Annotated in this window: 14 protein-coding genes; 7 read left to right on the plus strand and 7 right to left on the minus strand. The window is 61.5% G+C overall.

From position 1 onward, the window contains the following. Window positions 1–318: 318 nt before the first annotated feature. From LPB73_RS16035 to LPB73_RS16050, 4 genes are all read left to right on the plus strand, one after another. Window positions 319–2469 (plus strand): glycosyltransferase family 2 protein, encoded by a 2151-nt coding sequence (locus LPB73_RS16035; RefSeq protein ID WP_231077501.1) that lies wholly within the window; start codon window positions 319–321, stop codon window positions 2467–2469. A 294-nt stretch (window positions 2470–2763) separates the two neighbouring features. Next, on the plus strand, window positions 2764–3537 hold the full coding sequence (locus tag LPB73_RS16040; RefSeq protein ID WP_414716910.1) for an ABC transporter permease: 774 nt from the start codon (window positions 2764–2766) through the stop codon (window positions 3535–3537). 41 nt (window positions 3538–3578) lie between these two features. Then, window positions 3579–4325 carry an ABC transporter ATP-binding protein gene (locus tag LPB73_RS16045; RefSeq protein ID WP_231077503.1) on the plus strand — a complete coding sequence of 249 codons (747 nt, stop codon included), beginning with the start codon at window positions 3579–3581 and terminating at the stop codon, window positions 4323–4325. 22 nt (window positions 4326–4347) lie between these two features. After that, complete coding sequence (locus LPB73_RS16050) at window positions 4348–5337, plus strand: rhamnan synthesis F family protein (protein WP_231077504.1); 990 nt, start codon at window positions 4348–4350, stop codon at window positions 5335–5337. Between the two features lie 12 nt (window positions 5338–5349). Here LPB73_RS16050 and LPB73_RS16055 read toward each other — a convergent pair whose 3' ends face one another. Then, window positions 5350–6276 carry a glycosyltransferase family 2 protein gene (locus LPB73_RS16055; RefSeq protein WP_231077505.1) on the minus strand — a complete coding sequence of 309 codons (927 nt, stop codon included), beginning with the start codon at window positions 6274–6276 and terminating at the stop codon, window positions 5350–5352. An 80-nt stretch (window positions 6277–6356) separates the two neighbouring features. Continuing rightward, window positions 6357–7220 carry an SDR family oxidoreductase gene (locus LPB73_RS16060; RefSeq protein WP_231077506.1) on the minus strand — a complete coding sequence of 288 codons (864 nt, stop codon included), beginning with the start codon at window positions 7218–7220 and terminating at the stop codon, window positions 6357–6359. Window positions 7221–7743: 523 nt separating this feature from the next. Between LPB73_RS16060 and LPB73_RS16065 the strand changes: the two genes are divergently transcribed. Beyond that, a complete protein-coding gene (locus LPB73_RS16065; protein ID WP_231077507.1) occupies window positions 7744–8937 on the plus strand; it encodes a CaiB/BaiF CoA transferase family protein in 1194 nt (397 codons plus the stop codon). A 122-nt stretch (window positions 8938–9059) separates the two neighbouring features. Further along, complete coding sequence (locus tag LPB73_RS16070; RefSeq protein ID WP_231077508.1) at window positions 9060–9989, plus strand: glycosyltransferase family 2 protein; 930 nt, start codon at window positions 9060–9062, stop codon at window positions 9987–9989. Between the two features lie 29 nt (window positions 9990–10018). Here LPB73_RS16070 and LPB73_RS16075 read toward each other — a convergent pair whose 3' ends face one another. The 5 genes from LPB73_RS16075 to LPB73_RS16095 all read right to left on the minus strand — a co-directional run bounded on the left by LPB73_RS16075 (window position 10019) and on the right by LPB73_RS16095 (window position 15559). Next, window positions 10019–11536: a tripartite tricarboxylate transporter permease gene (locus LPB73_RS16075; protein ID WP_231077509.1), complete on the minus strand. Its 1518-nt coding sequence runs from the start codon at window positions 11534–11536 to the stop codon at window positions 10019–10021. Between the two features lie 10 nt (window positions 11537–11546). After that, window positions 11547–12089 (minus strand): tripartite tricarboxylate transporter TctB family protein, encoded by a 543-nt coding sequence (locus tag LPB73_RS16080; protein WP_231077510.1) that lies wholly within the window; start codon window positions 12087–12089, stop codon window positions 11547–11549. A gap of 162 nt (window positions 12090–12251) precedes the next feature. After that, entirely contained in the window at window positions 12252–13259 is a 1008-nt protein-coding gene (locus LPB73_RS16085; RefSeq protein WP_184514932.1) for a tripartite tricarboxylate transporter substrate binding protein, read from the minus strand. Between the two features lie 191 nt (window positions 13260–13450). After that, window positions 13451–14248, minus strand: coding sequence for an enoyl-CoA hydratase/isomerase family protein (locus tag LPB73_RS16090; protein WP_231077511.1), 798 nt, complete (start codon window positions 14246–14248; stop codon window positions 13451–13453). Between the two features lie 111 nt (window positions 14249–14359). After that, complete coding sequence (locus LPB73_RS16095; RefSeq protein WP_231077512.1) at window positions 14360–15559, minus strand: pyridoxal-phosphate-dependent aminotransferase family protein; 1200 nt, start codon at window positions 15557–15559, stop codon at window positions 14360–14362. A 232-nt stretch (window positions 15560–15791) separates the two neighbouring features. On the opposite strand from LPB73_RS16095, the gene LPB73_RS16100 reads away from it, so the two are divergent. Then, on the plus strand, window positions 15792–18761 hold the full coding sequence (locus tag LPB73_RS16100; protein WP_231077513.1) for an FAD-binding and (Fe-S)-binding domain-containing protein: 2970 nt from the start codon (window positions 15792–15794) through the stop codon (window positions 18759–18761).

Here is an 18761-nt window from a genome sequence, read left to right on the forward strand (position 1 = left end):
TTAACAAGTACGTCTACCAAAGCGCGGAACACGTCGAAACTTTCTGGATTCGCTTACAAAACAAGGAAAAATATATGAAAACCGTCGCCGCCACGCCTTGAATTGGTGTACGGGCAAAAGCGGTCGAGCGCAAATGTTCCACTTTCCCGCCCGATGTCGCGGCGCCGTCCATCAGATCGCTGCATAGAGCGGTCCTCGCCGCACCGCCGAGATAATCCTGTACACAAGTGACCCCTTGGGAACAAATTGGCTTCAGCTTAGGATGGCTCTAAGTAGTGCTGGTGGCGCGAATTTCCTTCTCGATGAAGCAAGTAGTTGATGACAACCGATCCAGTTTTGGCGACCACGTGCGCGATGAACGAGGCTGGTGATCTGCATGCCGAGCCTGCGGACGTGCAGCACCGTAGCAATGACGATCGGGGCAAGGTCCGCAACGAGGCGAACGCGTACGCCAACGATCAAAAAAAGATCGAAAACCTGCAGCGGGACTTAACGGAAGCCGAGGCCACGATCGCACGGCTGCAGGAAGAACTCGACGCCGTCACCCGATCGCCGGCCTGGCGAACAGCCCACCTGCTGCTTTCCCTGACGGACAGGCTTCCGCCGAATGTTCAGCGGGTCTCGTTTCGGATCGCCCAATCCACCTTTCGCATGGTGCGCTATGGGGTGCCCCGGCAACTCCGGGCGATCGCCGGGCCGCGGCTGCTCGCCGTTCTGCGACGGGCAGCCTCTAGACATGTCAACCAGATCGCACAGCACTACTCCCAGTGGGTCGAGGATTTCGACACGCTATCCACCGTCGACCGTGAAGAGATCGTAGCCCACATAGCCGGGTTTCAAACAACGCCGCTGATCTCGGTAATCGTGCCGGTGTACGAAACCCCGGAGCCGATCCTTCGCGCGACGATCGACAGCCTGATCGCGCAGATCTATCCGCATTGGGAATTATGCATCGCGGATGACGCCTCGAAGGCGCCGCACATCCGGAAAGTGCTGGAGGCCTACAGCCGGCAGGACAGTCGCATCAAATGCGCCTATCGCCCGACCAACGGACACATCTCCGCGGCAAGCAATTCCGCGCTGGCACTTGCGACCGGCGCGTACGTCGCCCTCCTCGACCACGACGACGTGCTCTCGGAGCATGCCCTTTACATGATCGCGGAAGCGATACAGCGACACCCGAATGCCGACGTTTTCTATTCGGACGAAGACAAGCTGGATGCCAATGGCAAAAGATGCGATCCGCATTTCAAGCCCGACTGGAGTCCAGAGCTGTTCCACGGGCAGAACTATCTCAACCACCTGACGGCATATAAACTTTCTGCCGTTGAACAAGCCGGCGGCTTTCGCGAAGGCTTTGAAGGCAGCCAGGACTACGATCTGGCGCTTCGGGTGATTTCCGCGACGCAGGGACCGGTCGTTCATATTCCTTACGTTCTCTATCACTGGCGCATCTTCGAAGGGGCGGGCACCATGTCGTCCACCAACCTTCGCAAGGCCACCGCGGCTGCGCGGCAGGCGCTCATCGAGTATTTTTCCGGCCTCGGCACGGCTGTCACGGTCAAGGACGTGATGGGAAGCTTCCATCGCGTCGTCCGGCCGGACCCGCAGCCCTGGCCAAGAGTTTCGGTGATCGTGCCGACGCGCGACTATCTCGATGTGCTGCGCGTGGCCATCGACGGCCTCGAAAACCACACCGACTATCCCGACCTCGAGATCATCATTGCCGACAACGAAAGCATCCAGCCTGAGACGTTGACGTATCTTTCCGCCGTGCAGGCACGGGGCATACGGGTCGTCGCGTGCAGGGGCGCGTTCAACTATTCCGATATCAACAACAAGGCGGCCGCACTCTCCACGGGAGAGCTGGTGCTTCTGATGAACAACGACATCTCGATGATCGATGCCGGATGGCTCAAGGAGATGGTCCGGTATTTTTCCGATCCGGAAGTCGGGATCGTCGGACCCAAGCTGCTCTACCCCGACGGCACGCTGCAGCACGCCGGCGTGGTGCTGGGGATCGGCGGGGTGGCCGGTCATCGCTACGCCAGAGCCGCCGGCGACGAAAACGGTACCTTTTGTCGATTGGCTCTCGCGCAGGATGTGGGCGCCGTCACGGGCGCTTGCCTTCTCATTCGTCGGGCGCTGTTCGACAAGGTGGGCGGCCTCGATGCGGACAATCTAGCCGTCGCGTTTAACGATATCGATCTCTGTATGCAGGTTCGGGCGGCCGGCTATCGGATCATCTGGACACCCTTTGCAGTCCTTGCACATCACGAGTCCAAATCGCGCGGTTTGGATGTCGGTGGCGAGAAGCAGGAACGTTTCCGCCTCGAATCGCAGTTCATGCGTCGAAAATGGGGCAATCGGCTATTGTCCGACCCGTTTTACAATCCCAATCTGTCCCTGAACTCCATCACGCCCTCACTTGCGCGGCCGCCCCGCTTGCGCAAGCCGTGGAAGGCATGATGCCAAGCCGAGATTCTTTTCGACCACAGTCCAACTTCGAAAAGCCACACTCCGGCTTGCCGAAATGCCTCGAGGCGGCCTCTCGGGGGCAAGTTTGCGCGGCCGGTATCGGAGAAACCAACGTTGACACGACGGTCCAGATAGGGTGTTCCTTCCTCAAATTTGAACACCGCGAATACCGCAGCAGTTGCCGCGCAATTTGCAACCTCTACAGATTGACCGCCGTTGAAAACTAGTCTTGACAGCAACTTTTTCGATCAGACCACCGCCCGCAAACCGCGAAGCGCTGCGGCGATCGCATGGTCCGACGCGATCGAAGGCCTGTCCCTGTGGCGGCTGTGGGTCACACTGGGCTGGAACGACATCCTGCAGCGTTATCGGCGCTCCATTCTTGGACCGTTCTGGCTGACGGCAAGCATGGCGATCATGGTGATCGCACTCGGCATTCTCTATGCCGAACTGTTCAAGATGCCGATCCGCGAATTCCTCCCGTTCCTCTGCGTCGGCCTGCTGGTGTGGAATCTGCTGTCTGGCTTTCTGGCCGAAGCAGGTACGCTGTTCACCGGCTCGGAATCCTACATCAAGCAAATCCGGCTGCCCTATTCGGTCTATGTCTATCGCTCGACCTGGAGCAAGTTTGTCATCTTTGCGCATAACTTCGTGATCTATTTCGGCGTGCTGTTGTACTTCCAGTTCTGGCCCGGCGCCGTGATGCTGCTGGCGATCCCCGGCCTGATCCTGGTGCTGCTCAACGGAGCGCTGGCCAACCTGTGCATCGGCATCATTTCCGCACGGTTTCGCGACGTTCCCCAGGTAGTGACCTCGGTCGTGCAGATCGTGTTTTTCGTCACGCCCATCTTCTGGAAGCCTGAACTGCTGCAGAACCGAGCCTATCTCGCGGAACTGAATCCTTTCTACCACCTCATCGAGATCGTCCGCGCACCGCTCCTGGGGCAGATGCCGACGGCGAAGCATTATATGGCGGTGCTCTTGATTACGCTGATCAATCTGGCCGTCGCGAGCGTGTTTTTCACGCGCTACCGCGCGCGCATCGCCTACTGGGTCTGATCATGAACGCGCCTCTATCCGTACCCGTCAAGAATGCCGAGATGACGCTTCGCAATGTCAACGTCTCCTTTCCGATCTATCACGGCGGTTCGCGGTCGCTGAAGAAGAGCCTGCTGTTTCGTGGCTCCGGCGGACATATGGCGGCCGATGCCAGCCATCGCATCATCGTGGAAGCCCTGCGAGACGTCTCGCTGCAATTCGTCGCCGGCGACCGCGTCGCCCTGATTGGCTCCAACGGCGCCGGCAAGACTACCTTGTTGCGCGTCATGGCCGGCGTGTACGAACCCGTCACCGGCACGGTCGAAAGCCGCGGGCGGATTTCTCCGATGTTCGACATCGGCCTCGGCATCGACAACGAGATCAGCGGCTACGACAACATCCGCCTGCGCGGCATGATCCTTGGCCTGTCGCGCGGCGAGATTGAAGAGCGGATGGCTGACATCGCCGAATTCACAGCGCTCGGCGACTATCTCGATGTTCCCGTACGCACCTACTCGTCCGGCATGATGACCCGACTGACCTTTGCGGTGGCGACCTGCTTTGCGCCCGAAATCCTGCTAATGGACGAATGGATCATGGCCGGCGACGCCAGCTTCCTAAGCAAGGCGCAGCATCGCGTGCAATCTTTCGTGGAAAAAGCCAGTATCATGGTACTAGCTTCACACAGCATCGAGACCTGCCGGAAGTTTTGCAACCAAGGCATCTGGATGGACCAAGGACAGATCAAGGCGTCCGGCCCCATCGATGAAGTGCTCGACGCGTATGCGGCCGAGACCGGAGCAGCTTAAGCTTTTTGGAGAGAGCAGCGCGATGGATCGTCTCAGGGACGTCGTTCGCGCGGGGCGCCGGCTATACCTGCCGGTCCAGGACTGGGCGATCGGCCTGTTCGGCAAAGTCGCCCGGCGCGGAAACTACATCAGGGAACGCATCGAAGGCGACGACCCGCTGCGCGACGCCTCACGTGCGGCGATCTATGTACACTTCGACAGAGGCGGAATTGTCCACGACTACGTCGTGCACCAGCTGTGCGAACTCGTCGGTGCGGGTTATCGCGTCACCTTCGTATCCAACGCGCCGCGGCTCCCCGTCGAAAGCCGCTCGCGCGTGCAGCCGCTCTGCAAGGAGCTGATCTGGCGCTTCAATATCGGCTACGACTTCGGCGCCTACAAAGACGGCATCGCATTGATTGCCGACCTCAAGCGACTCGACAGCTTGGTCCTGATGAACGACAGCGTCTACGGGCCATTCTGGGATCTTCAGGACACGCTTGGAAAGATCGACGAATCGACCACCGATTTCTGGGGCATCGTCGACAGCTTCGAAAATCGGTATCACATCCAGACGTTCTTCATGGTGTTTCTGCCGAACGCACTGAGATCGACGGTCTTCAAGAACTTTTGGAGCGACCTCCCATACATCAATCACAGGATGTGGGTTATCCGGAACGCCGAGGTCAAACTCACGCAAATTCTGCAGGACGCGCAGCTAAAAGCCGGTGTGCTCGCGCCTTACGGCGCCGTGGCAGCCACCGCCAGGGAACGGCTGGCGCGCCAAGTTCCCCCGGGATCCGAACACGGCGCCTTCGAGCGGTTTCGCGCGCAGATAATGAAGGAAGGCGTCGTCAATCCGACACAGTTTTTTTGGGACGTGCTGATCACCGACTACGCCTGCCCGTTCATCAAGCGCGACCTGCTGACGTCTAATCCCAACGACGTGCCAGGCACGTCGTTGTGGCCGCAGGTGATCGTCGCACATAGCGAATACGATGTCAGCATGATCGCGCGCCACTTGGAGCGGTGACGGCGAAGCCTGCTAAATCTTGCCGAACAATGCGCCGACCGACAGCCCAATGTTCTCCACCAAGCTCTGCCGGTACACGCCGGACTTCCAGATCAGCCACAGCCGCATCGGCCACGAGGCTCGCCGAGCCCTCGCATAGAGATCAACCACGCCGGCATTTTCCGGTGTGAGCGTATCACGCATCCGACTGAGAACACGAAGGTTGACTTCGTTCCACGATACCACGCGGCCATTGGCGAGGGCCGTCAGGCGCACCATGCGCGCGCGCCAGCCGATGTTGGCGCCGACAATGTTCTGGCCGTGCTGGCGGTACTTCAGACTTGGCCATGGATCATAATAAGCGTCGCCGCCGATGCCGGTCACTACCTGATAGGTCCACCAGTCGTGGGAGACGAGCTCGGCATCGGTCGGCGTCGTCAGCAAAGCTGCCCGCGCGCTGCGGTTGAACACCATGGTATTGCCGCCGCCGATGTTCTGCACCAGCGCGTTGCGGAACATCGGGGCGCGCGTGAACAGCGGCGAAAAGCCGGCCGGCGTGCCGTCGCCATGCATCAGTTCGGTGCGCGTGAAATACAGCGCAGGCAATTCCGCCCGCACATTGAACCAGTCCACGGCCCTGGCGAGCTTCTCGGGAAACCAGATGTCATCCTGATCGCTATAGGCGAACAGATCACCATTGATCGCCTCGCTGCGTACCAGCATCACAAAATTCTGCCAGAATCCCTTTTGCGGTCCAGGCACAATCACGACCGGCTGCGGAACGCTGCTGGCGAAGCGTTGGATGATCTCGACAGTGTCATCGGTCGAACCGTCGTCTGATACCAGCAACGCCCAATTGCCGTAGGTCTGCGCGCGGAACGAATCGAGCTGCGGTTGCAGGAATTCCGCACCGTTCCGGGTGGCGAGTAAAATGACGACAGTTGGATCTTGGGAAGGCAATGCGAAATCCTGATGGAGATGGAGGGGCGGCGATCGATCGGCGGTGTCTAGACCATTTTCCGGCCGCAGGAAATCCGCGCTTAAAGAGCCCCGGACGGTGTCATGAATGTGAAGTCGGGACGAAAGCCTCGCGGCGCCCAACCGAAATCGGTCGCCGCAGGTGCGGCGTCGAACACCATGTCCTTCGACATGCGAGTGCCCATTGCCATATTAGCATGAGGGAAAAATGGCTTTGCGAGAGCGAAAGCCAACCGCCAGATAACCGGTGGCGCCGATACGATCCGACGCGGCTTGCCAAGGGCATCGAAGATCCGCTCGACCATTTCGCGATAGCTGAGGATTTCACCGCCTGGCACCGCATATGTCTTATTCACCGCCGCGGTGCTGCGCGCAGCTGCAATCGCACCGATCGCCAAATCTTCTGCGTGGACAGGCTGTCGCCTTCCCTCGCCGTTGCCCATCAAGGGCAGGAAGCCGAAGCGCTGGATCAGCCGCGCCAGTCTCGACACGTTACCATCCCTGCCTTCGGCATAGATCACGGTGGGACGTAGGATCGTCCAGCCGATGCCGAGCTGCTCGCAGGTCGCGATCAGCCGCCGCTCGCCATCGGCAAGCCGCTGCAGCAGTTCGCGCTCGGCAAGGATTTCGGATTCGATCTTGGTGACGATGCTGGTCGAGGTGAAGGCCACCACGCGCTTCAACGATGGCGAGGCGATCTGCGGCAGGGCATTCGCTAGCAATCCGATCTCAACGGTACAGTATAGCGTCTTAACGGCAGGAACTTGCAGCGCAGCGGGGTCTGCCAAATCTCCCTGCAGCCAATCCACGCCAGCGCTTTGCCGTGGCTGGCGGGAGAGCGCTTGCGGACGCTGCCCGGAGCGCACAAGCTGCTCCACGATATAGCCACCGACAATGCCGGAAGCGCCGATCACCAGACTTTCCATATTCGATCAATCCACCGCTTGGCGCGTAGCCGCAGTCCGCAGCCACACGAGATCTAGTCGATCCCGTCGCGCAGGGCTATCGACCAGTCGCCTGCGTTAGCACCGGGCCAGCGACCGGGCTCCGGTCAGAACGCGCGACACTAGCGCGAACAATGGATGCATGCGGGGGCCCGAGATGACGCCTGCGACTGAAGAAACTCGCCATGCAGCACGTCCGCCCTCCGGGCCATCAGCCGCATCGCCGGCCGACCACAAAAAGGGTAAGTCCAAGCAGAGTACCCTTCAAACATACGCAAAACTCCAAATACTGCTCGAGCATTCAACCAGTTATGCGGATGCTCAAGCGATCACGCGAGTTCGCCCCCCGACTGCAACCGGATGTGACATCCCGGTTACATCGATTTTTGCGCGGAGTGGCGAGGATGCACGCCCCGCCGGCGACGGCGGGGCATGACAAGCCCGCCGGTTTGCGCGAAAGGTAGTGGTTCTCGGCCCAACCTTGCGTCATTCCGGAGCCCTCTGAATGCCCTTCCCGCGCGCCTCGCAGGCCCTCTCCCGCTTTACCGTGCTCGACCTGACCCGGATCCGCTCCGGCCCGACGGCTGTCCGGCAGTTCGCGGATTGGGGGGCCAATGTCATCAAGATCGATGCGCTGAGCGATGACGCCGGTTCTGAACAGCCCGGCGGCCCCCGGCGGGGCTCGGACTTCCAGAACCTGCACCGCAACAAGCGGGCCATGACCTTGAACCTGAAGGACCCGCGCGGTCTCGCCGTGTTCAAGCGTCTGGTCGAGAAAGCCGATGTGGTGGTCGAGAATTTTCGCCCGGATGTAAAGACGCGGCTCGGTATTGATTACGAGAGCCTGAAGGCGATCAATCCCGGCATCGTCTATGGCAGCATTTCCGGTTTCGGCCAGGACGGCCCCTATCACAAGCGACCGGGCTTCGATCAGATCGCGCAGGGCATGGGCGGGTTGATGTCGATCACAGGCGCGCCCGGCGAAGGCCCGATGCGGGTCGGCATTCCCGTGGCTGATCTCACCGCCGGGCTGTTCTGCGCACTGGGCGTGCTCACAGCCCTGCTGGAGCGCGATGTGTCCGGTCAGGGTCAGTGGGTCCAGACCTCGCTGTTGCAGGCCCAGATCTTCATGCTGGATTTCCAGGCCGCCCGCTGGCTGATGGAGCAGGATGTGCCGAAACAGGCCGGCAACAACCACCCAACCAGCATCCCTACCGGCGTGTTCAAGACCTCCGACGGCTACATCAATATCGCCGCCACCGGCGGCAAGATCTGGGAGCGCTGCGCACAGGCGATCGGCGCGCCCGAACTGATCACCAATCCCGATTACGCCACCGGCCCCGCGCGCTCGAAGAATCGCGACGCGCTCAATGCCGCGATCAGCGCCTGCACCGCAAAGCGCACCACGGAGGAATGGGTCAACGACCTCAATGCCGCCGGTGTGCCGTGCGGTCCGATCTACTCCGTCGACCAGATGTTCGCCGACGCGCAGGTTAAGCACCTTGGCCTCGCGCAGGACGTGCCCAACGACCAGAACCGCAAGATCACGCTGGTCGCTCAGCCCTTCACGCTGTCACGCACGCCGAGCCACATGGCCGCTCGGCCGCCGGAAGTCGGCGAGCAGACAGAGGAGCTACTCGCCGAATTCGGCTTCGGTGCCGAAGAGATCGCCGAATTGCGACGAGGCAAGGTGGTCTGAGGCCGCGAGCTGTCAAATACTGTGAAAATTAACGCCATAGGCTGCATTAATCGGGAGCACATATTCGTCCGGGTACAGTCGATCGGAGATCGTGCTGCGCCTCGAACCCGCAGGAAGGCTCCATGACCGCACCGCCCCGCGTCGCTATCCTGATCCCCTGCTTCAATGAAGAGGTCGCAGTCGCAACAGTCGTGCACGATTTCCGGAAGGTGCTGCCGGCCGCCACGATTTATGTCTACGACAACAACTCGACAGATCGGACGGGTGAAGTAGCCTCGCAGGCGGGTGCAATTGTTCGCAGCGACTCCCGTCAAGGCAAGGGTCATGTCGTCCGCCGCATGTTCGGTGACATCGATGCCGATATCTACGTTCTTGTAGATGGCGATGCGACCTACGACGCGACATCCGCACCAGCCATGATCGAAGCGCTGCTAAACGATCGCCTCGACATGGTGGTGGGCCGCCGCATCGAACAGCAGGTTGCTGCCTATCGCCTTGGCCACCGTACCGGTAACTCGCTGCTCACCGGCTTTCTGTCTATGACGTTCGGTCAGAACTTCAAGGATGTGCTGTCAGGCTATCGCGTATTCTCGAGACGCTTCGTCAAATCCTTCCCAGTGCTGTCCGATGGTTTCGAGATCGAGACCGAACTGAGCGTTCATGCGCTGCAGCTCGCACTGCCGGTCGCTGAAATCGAGACGCCGTATTTCGCGCGACCGCAGGGCTCCACCAGCAAGCTCAATACGTGGAAGGATGGCTTCCGGATCCTCGGCACCATCATGAAGCTCTATCGTTCGGAAAAGCCGCTGCGCTTCTTCGGCACAATTGGCCTGTTTTTCGGCATCGTCTCCATCGGCCTCGCGATTCCCGTCACCGTCACCTATCTGGAAACAGGTTTGGTGCCTCGGCTGCCCACCGCCGTACTCTCGACTGGCCTGATGATCGTCGGCGTGCTCTCATTTTCGTCGGGCCTCGTGCTCGACACTGTCACTCGCGGACGCCGCGAGATAAAGCTGCTGGCATACCTGGCGCAGCCGTCACTGCCGGATTAGGCCTCCATCCAGCCACGCGCGAGCACGACTTACGTCGTCACCGGCGTCGGCCGCCAGATGCGCGCAACGGCCGTAAAGGCACGATCGATCACCGGCCAGAACAGCAGCGTAATCGCCAGCGTGGTGATGGTGCCGACGAGGCCATTGGACCAGAACACACCGACGCTGCCGCCGGAGCCGATCATGGCGAGGCGGAACGCATCCTCGGCGCGGCTGCCAAGCACCAGCGCCAGCGTGAATGGCGCCAGCGGAATACCGATCTTCTTGAACACATAGCCGACGACGCCGAAGCCCAGCATCAGCCAGATGTCGAACATGGCATTCTGGATCGCATAGGCGCCGATGGCGCAGGATACCACGATCATCGGGGCCACTGCCGCAAACGGCACGCGCAGGATCGAGGCGAAGACCGGCACGGTCGTCAGCACGATGACGAGACCGACCACATTGCCGAGATACATCGAGGCAATCAGGCCCCAGACGAAATCCTTGTGCTCGACGAACAGCAGCGGGCCTGGGTTGAGGCCCCACACCATCAGGCCGCCGAGCAGGATCGCCGCGGTGCCCGAGCCGGGAATGCCGAGCGCCAGCATCGGCAGCAGCGCTGCGGTGCCTGACGCATGCGCCGCGGTCTCCGGCGCGAATACGCCTTCGATGCGCCCCTTGCCGAAGCTTTCGGGATCCTTGGAGAAGCGCTTGGCGAGATTATAGCCCATGAAGGACGCCGCAATGGCGCCGCCCGGCGTGATGCCAAGCCAGCAGCCGATCACCGACGAGCGCAGCAACGTCACCCAGTATTTCGGCAGGTCCATCCAGACCTTGAGCACCGTGCGCAGGCTGATCTTGGCGGCGTGGCCGCGCAGCGCGAGGCGCTCTTCCATGGTGAGCAGGATTTCGCTGATGCCGAACAGGCCGATTACCGCGACGAGGAAGTTGATGCCGCGCAGGAGATTGTCCGAGCCGAAGGTCATGCGCAGATTGCCCGACACCGTGTCCATGCCGATGCCGGCGATCAGCAGCCCCAGCGCCATCGAGATGACGGTCTTGTGCTTGGCCTCGCGGCCGAGGCCGACGAAGGAGCAGAAGGTCAGAAGATAGACCGCAAAGAATTCCGGCGGGCCGAATTTCAGCGCAAAGGATGAAATCATCGGCGCCAGGAATGTGATCAGCATCACCGCCACCAGCGACCCGATGAAGGACGAGGTAAACGCCGCTGTCAGTGCTTCCGCGGCCTTGCCCTGCTGCGCCATCGGATAGCCGTCGAAGGTCGTGGCCACCGACCACGCCTCGCCGGGGATATTGAACAGGATCGAGGTGATGGCGCCGCCGAACAGCGCGCCCCAATAGATGCAGGACAACATCACGATGGCCGAGGTCGGATCCATGGTGAAGGTCAGCGGCAACAGAATGGCGACGCCGTTGGGGCCACCGAGGCCCGGCAGCACGCCGACAAAGATGCCGAGCACGAGACCGACGACCATCAGCGAGATGATCTTCCAGGTCATCAGCACGGCGAAGCCGTGCATCAACAGTCCGAAGGCTTCCATTTCAGTAGTCCTAGCGACCGAGAGCCGATTCGATCGGCCCCTTCGGCATGATGACGTCGAACGCGACATCGAAGGTGACGAACATGATCGCGGTGAACACGAAGGCGGTGAGCAGCGACTTCCACAGCGCGATCTTGCCGACCATGCGCATGAAGCCGGCGATCAGCACGAAGCTCGCGACATAGATGCCGAGGAATTGCGTGGCGAGACAAAACAGTGCGGTGGGAATGAACACCAGCGCCACGCGCCGCAATTGTGCGCGGGTGACGAAAGTGTCGGAACCGCCACTTCGGGCGAAGAATGTCGCGATCAGTCCATAGAGGCTGGCACCACCGAGAATGACCGAGAGATAGAACGGGAAATAGCCGGGCTGAGGCCCGGTGGAATCCCAGGCGATGCCGGTGCGCCAGTTGTCGAAGCCAAGCACGATGGCCAGTGCCAGCAGGACCAGCGAGACGATGATCTCGATGGTGCGCGTACTGACGACGGAGGGCGAGTCGTCCTCTGGGGCGGTGGGATCTTCGACGATGATTTCGAGGTCGGTGTTGGACATGGGCATGGTTTCTGAGGGTGGAGAAAGGATGCACACTCGTACATCAAAGAAACTTGTCATCACCCGCGAAAGCGGTGATCCAGTATGCGGAGCCGTCAGTGGCTTTCTCGCTGTCGATGTTTACTGGATGCCCCGCTTTCGCGGGGCATGACAGTCATTGGCTTACTTCGCCACGAATCCCGCTTCGGTCATCAGCGACTTGTTGAGCGCATCGTCCTCTTCGAGGAACTTGAGCATCTCCGGCCCCTTCAGGAAGATCGGCTTCAGCGCCTGCTTCTCCATGTAGTCCTTGTATTCGGCCGTCTTGGTCACCTTCTCGAACAGGTCGACATAGAAAGCCTGCTGCTCGGGCGTCACCTTGCCGGGCAGGAACATGGCGCGCAGCATCAGATACTGCACGTCGAGGCCCTCTTCCTTGCAGGTCGGGATGTCGTTCCACGACTGCGTCTCGGTGACCTTGGTCTTGTAGGAGATGCGTTCCTTGTCGAACACGCAGAGCGCACGCACCTGGCCGGCGCGCCAGACTTCGAGATTCTCGCTGGGGTTGTTGACGTTGGCTTCGGTGTGATTGCCGACGAGCTGCGTCGCCGCCTCGCCGCCTGACTTGTAGGGCAGATAGGAGAACTTGGCGCCGGTCTGCTTTTCCATGAACACCGTCAGGACGTGGTCTTCACGCTTGGATCCGGTGCCGCCCATCTTGAACGGCGACGATGCAGCCTTGGCCGCCGCGATGAATTCCTTCACCGTCTTGGCGCCGCCCGCATTGTCCCACAGCACGAACTGGTCCATCGCGACGACGGACACCGGCGTCAGGTCGCGCCAGTTGAACGGAATCTTGGCCGACAGCGGCAGCATGTAGATCAGCGAATAGGCGATCAGCACCTTGTTGGCGTCACCGTCGCTGGACTTCATGTAGATCAGCGCTTCAGCGCCGGAGGCCCCGCCCTTCAGCGACACCACCACCGGCGCCTTCATCAGATTGTTCTTCTGGATCGCGGCCTGCATCATGCGTGCCATCTGGTCGGAGGCGCCGCCGGCGCCCGCTGCAACCACGATTTCGACGGGCTTCGTGGGCTCCCAGGCGATGGCTGGCGATGTGGCCGATGAGAGGATGGGCGCGCTTGCGAGCACGGCTGCAAGCGCAGCTGTGGCCCTGATCGACTTGGACATTGGTTTCTTCCCTGTAGAGATCGGCGGACATTGGATGCCCGCCATTTTTCATTGGTTCTATTGTGCGGGGTATTGACCGTGACTTCAAGCATGTCCCGCGCATGCGAAAGCCGACTTTGGTCAGGGGCCGGCACCCTGTTCAGCTGCCGAGCGGCGGAATGAGGCGATCGCCCGAGACCACCGCCTGCCCGTTATTTGCCCTGCCAGTTCGGCTTGCGCTTGTTCAGGAAGGCATCCATGCCCTCGCGGAAATCCTCGCTCATATAGGCCTTGAGCACGAGATCCTTGCCCTCCTCGCGGGTCAGGGTCGGGCGCAGCCGGCGCACGGCTTCCTTGGTCACTTCGAGGGTGATCGGCGCGTGGCTGGCCACCAGTTGCGCGAGTTCCAGCGCGCGGCGCTGCAGCGTCTCGACATCGGGCACGATCTCGTTGATCAGGCCCAGCGCCAGCGCCTCGTCGGCCTCGATGAGGCGGGCGGTGAAGATCATGTCCTTGGTGCGGGCCGGTCCGACCAGCGCCATCACACGGCTGATATTGGACATCGACAGGCAGTTGCCGAGGGTGCGGGCAATCGGGAAGCCCATGCGCGTGGCAGCCGTACCGATGCGCAGGTCGCAGCAGGCGGCAATGCCGGCGCCGCCGCCGGTGCAGGCACCGGCGATCGCGGCGATGGTCGGCACCCGGCAGGTCTCCAGCGCGGTGAGCACGCGGTCGATCCGGGCCTCGTAATCGAGCGCATCCTGCGCCGTCTTGAATTCGCGGAACTGCGAAATATCGGTGCCCGAGGCGAAGGCCTTGTCGCCGGTGCCGGTCAGGATGATCGCCTTGATCGAGCGGTCCTCATTGGCCGCCTGGCAAATCTCCGCCATCCGCTCATACATCGAGAACAGCATGGCATTGCGCGCCTGCGGACGGTTGAAGGTGATCTTGGCGATCCCGTTCTCGACGGAATACAGCAGGTCTTCAGTGGCGGGCGTTGGTGCGTTCATGTGATTCGTCCTCTGGTGCAGCATTCCGCCGCAACATGTTGAAAAGGCTGGAGCGATTATGCTCCAGCCTCCAGTAGATTGTTAGGCCTCAAAGACGGGAATTCGTGCGCTTTAAGCCACCGCCGCCTTGGTCATCGGCACTACGCTTTTGCCGGTCAGCACATCCATCGCTGCCATCACGCCGCCAGCGCGGTGCGGGACCTTGGCGAGTTCGAGACCCATCTCGACGCCGGACAGTGTGCCCATCAGCATCAGATCGTTGAAGTGGCCGATATGGCCGATGCGGAAGATCTTGCCCTTCCACTTGTTGAGGCCGGTGCCGAGCGACATGTCGAAATTGTCCAGCACCACCTTGCGGAACTTGTCGGCGTCATGCCCTTCCGGCATCAGCACGGCGGTCAGTGCCGGCGAGTGATCATGCGACTCGATGGAGACGGTCTCGAGGCCCCAGGCCTTGACAGCGGCGCGGGCGGCGGCGCCATGGCGCTTGTGGCGCGCGAACACGTTATCGAGCCCCTCCTCCTCCAGCATCGCCACGCCTTCCTTCAGCGCATAGAGCAGGTTGGTCGCGGGCGTATAGGGCCAGGAGCCGAGCTTGTTGGCGGTGATGATCTCTTCCCAATCCCAATAGGACCGGAAGGAGTTGTTGGTCTTGGAGGCGGCAAGCGCCTTGTCGGACACGGCGTTGAAGCCGAGGCCCGGCGGCAGCATCAGGCCCTTCTGCGAACCGGCGACGGAGACGTCGATGCCCCAGGCGTCATGTTCGTATTCGAGCGAGCCGAGACCCGAGACGGTGTCGACCATCAGCAGCGCCGGGTGCTTCACGCGGTCCATGATCTTGCGGACATCCTGCGGATGGGTGACGCAACCGGTCGAAGTCTCGTTATGGACGATCATCACGGCCTTGATCGCATGCGACTTGTCGGCGGCGAGACGCTTCTCGATCTCGGCGAGATCGGCGCCGTGGCGCCAGTCGCCCGGCACGAAATCGATATCGAGCTTGAACTTCTCGGCAAGACCCCGCCATAGCGTGGCGAATTGGCCGGTCTCGGCCATCAGCACCTTGTCGCCCGGCGACAGCGTGTTGACGATGGCGGCTTCCCAGGCGCCCGTGCCCGAGGACGGATAGATCATGACCGGCTGCTTGGTCCGGAATACACGCTGCATCGCAGCAATGACATGGAGACCGAGCTCGGCGAATTCGGGACCGCGATGGTCCAGCGTGGGCATATCCATCGCCCGCAGCACCCGGTCGGGTACGTTGGTCGGGCCAGGAATCTGCAGGAAATGCCTTCCGGTGTGCACGGTCATGTCTCGTCCTTCCCAGGGAGTCCATTTTTATTGAAACGCTCGGATAGCACCTTTCAAACGGCTTGTCCCGCGTCTGGTATACCAGAGCGCCGAAGAAAAACGTGGGGCAGCCATGAGGATTTCTTATCCCTCCCGTAGCTCCTTATTGCCACTGCCGGAGCGCGGCACCTCCGGGTTGCCAAGCCGGAATCCGGATGCAAGACAGGACGATAGAGGGACAAGGCGGGAATCCATGGCGAAGGCGGCAATCATTCGGAGCACGGCTGCAGACAGCGCGCTGGCTGCCAAGCTGTCACGAGAAGTCTCCGGCGATGTGTTCTTCGACCTGTTCAATCGCGGCCGTTATGCCACCGATGCCTCGTTCTACCAGATCGTACCGTTCGGTGTGGTCGTTCCGCGCACCATCGACGAGGCGCTGCGCGCGCTGGCGATCTGCCGCGACGATGGCCGCATCGTTACGCCGCGCGGCGGCGGTACCTCGCAATGCGGACAGACCGTCAATGACGGCATGGTCATCGACCTCTCCAAACATCTCAACAAGCTCATCTCGCTCGACGTCGAGAACCGCACCTGCATCGTCGAGCCCGGCATTGTGCTGGACGATCTCAACCGGCAGCTCAAGAAACACGGGCTGTGGTTTCCAGTCGATGTCTCCACCGCGTCACGCGCCACCATCGGCGGCATGGCCGGCAACAATTCATGCGGCGGTCGCTCGCTGCGTTACGGCACCATGCGCGACAACACGATCGCGATGGATGCTGCACTGGCGGACGGCAACCTGCTGCATTTCGGCGAAGTAAATTCCGGGGACGATGCGCCTGCCCTGTTTCGCGACATGCTGGCGCTCGGTGAGCGCGAAGCGACCGAGATCGCTGAGCGCTTCCCGCAGGTGCAGCGCCGTGTCGGCGGCTACAATCTCGATGCGCTCACGCCGCGCAACACCGCCAACAACATGGCGCATCTGCTGGTCGGCTCCGAAGGCACCCTCGCCTTCACCACGCAGGTCGAACTCAAGCTTTGGCCGCTCATCGGCAGCAAGGCGCTCGGTGTCTGTCACTTCGGCAGCTTCTATGAAGCGATGGATGCGACCCAGCATCTGGTCAAGCTCAAGCCCATCGCCGTCGAACTCGTCGACCGAACCATGATCGCACTCGGCCGCGACATCGCGATGTTCCAGCCGATCATCAAGAGCGCGGTGCGCGGCGATCCGGATGCGCTGCTGATCGTCGAATTCGCGGAAGAGGATCAGGCCGCGAATGCCGCCAAGCTGAAAGAGCTGGGCGCATTGATGCGCGATCTCGGCTTTGGCTGGAACAACCCGCCGCGCAAATGGGGCGGAGTGGTCGACGTCACCGAGCCAGCGCTTCAGGCTGGCATTGCCGAGTTTCGCGCGGCCGGGCTCAATGTCATGATGTCGATGAAGCAGGACGGCAAGCCGGTGTCCTTCATCGAGGACTGCGCGGTGCCGCTGCCGCATCTGGCCGACTATACCGAACGCCTGTCCGCGATATTCAGGAAGCACGACACCACCGGCACCATGTATGCACACGCCTCGGAAGGCTGCCTGCATGTCCGCCCGGTGCTGAACCTGAAGCTCGACAAGGACGTCAAGGCAATGCGCGCCATCGCCGAAGAAGCCTTCGCGATAGTCAGGGAATACAAGGGCTCGCATTCCGGCGAGCACGGCGACGGCCTCGTGCGTTCGGAATTCCACGCCGAAATGTTCGGCGAGCAGATCATCAGCGACTTTGCCGAAGTGAAGCATCGCTTCGATCCGCAGAATGTTCTCAATCCCGGCAAGATCGTCGATCCGCCCAAGATGGACGATCGTTCGCTGTTTCGTTACACGCCGGATTATCGCGTCGGCGAATTGAAGACCGCGCTCGACTGGTCCGGCTGGCCCGGCGCCGGCGGCGGTTTCCAGGGCGCCATCGAAATGTGCAACAACAATGGCACATGCCGGAAGTTAGAGGGCGGCGTGATGTGCCCGTCCTATCGCGCCACGCGCAACGAGAAGGACGTCACCCGCGGCCGCGCCAACACGCTGCGGCTGGCGATCTCCGGCCAGCTTGGTCCGGATGCGCTGACGTCGGATGCCATGGCCGACACGATGAAACTTTGCGTGTCGTGCAAGGCCTGCCGCCATGAATGCCCAACCGGCGTCGATATGGCCAAGATGAAGATCGAGGTTCTGTCCGCACGCGTCGCGAAACATGGTCTCACGCTGCGCGATCGCCTTGTCGGCTATCTGCCGCGCTACGCTGCATTGGCCGCACGCGCCGCACCGCTGGCGAATTTGCGCAACAAGAGCCCGCTGCTGCGCAACCTGCTGGAACGCTATGCAGGGATCAGCGCCAAGCGCAGCCTGCCGGAATGGCGCAGCGACGTATTTCACAGGGATGCCGACGCCGTCGGCCCCGCCGATGGTCGCGAGGTCGTGCTGTTCGTCGACACCTTCAACCGCGCCTATGAGCGCGAGAATCTCGACGACGCACTGCGCGTGCTCACCGCCGGTGGCTATCGCGTGCATCTGCCGAAGCCGGTGGATCGCAGCAGTCGTGCCCTGTGCTGCGGCCGTACCTTCCTTTCGGCAGGCCTCATCGATCAGGCCCGCGCCGAGCTGGATCGCCTCGTTGCCACCTATGCACCCTTCGCGGCACGCGGCGTGCCGATTGTCGGCCTTGAGCCGAGCTGCCTGCTGACGCTACGCGATGAATTGCTGTCGCTACGTTCCGACGATACGGCCAGGAGCGTCAGCGCGCACGCTATGCTGTTCGAGGAATTCCTGGTCCGCGAGGCCGAGGCCGGCCGTCTGCAACTGCCGCTGAAGCCGATCGCGCCGAAGGCCATAGTGCATGGCCACTGCCATCAAAAGTCATTCGGTGCGTTCAAGCCGGTCGAACAGGCCTTGCGCCTTATCCCGGATCTGAAGGTCGAGACCATCGAATCCAGTTGCTGCGGCATGGCGGGCGCGTTCGGCTATGGTGCCGACACCTATGACGTCTCGATCCAGATGGCCGAAGCGTCCTTGCTACCCGCCGTGCGCAAGGCCAACGCCGATACGCTGATCATCGCCGACGGCACATCCTGTCGGCACCAGATCGCTGACGGCGCCTCCCGTCACGCGTTGCATGTCGCGCGCGTGCTGGCCATGAGCCTCGACGGCGCGACAACAAACGTCCATTCTGCCACGCTCAACTAG

Origin of the sequence: Tardiphaga sp. 37S4 (assembly GCF_021044645.1) — a bacterium.
GTDB classification, from domain to species: Bacteria; Pseudomonadota; Alphaproteobacteria; order Rhizobiales; family Xanthobacteraceae; genus Tardiphaga; species Tardiphaga robiniae.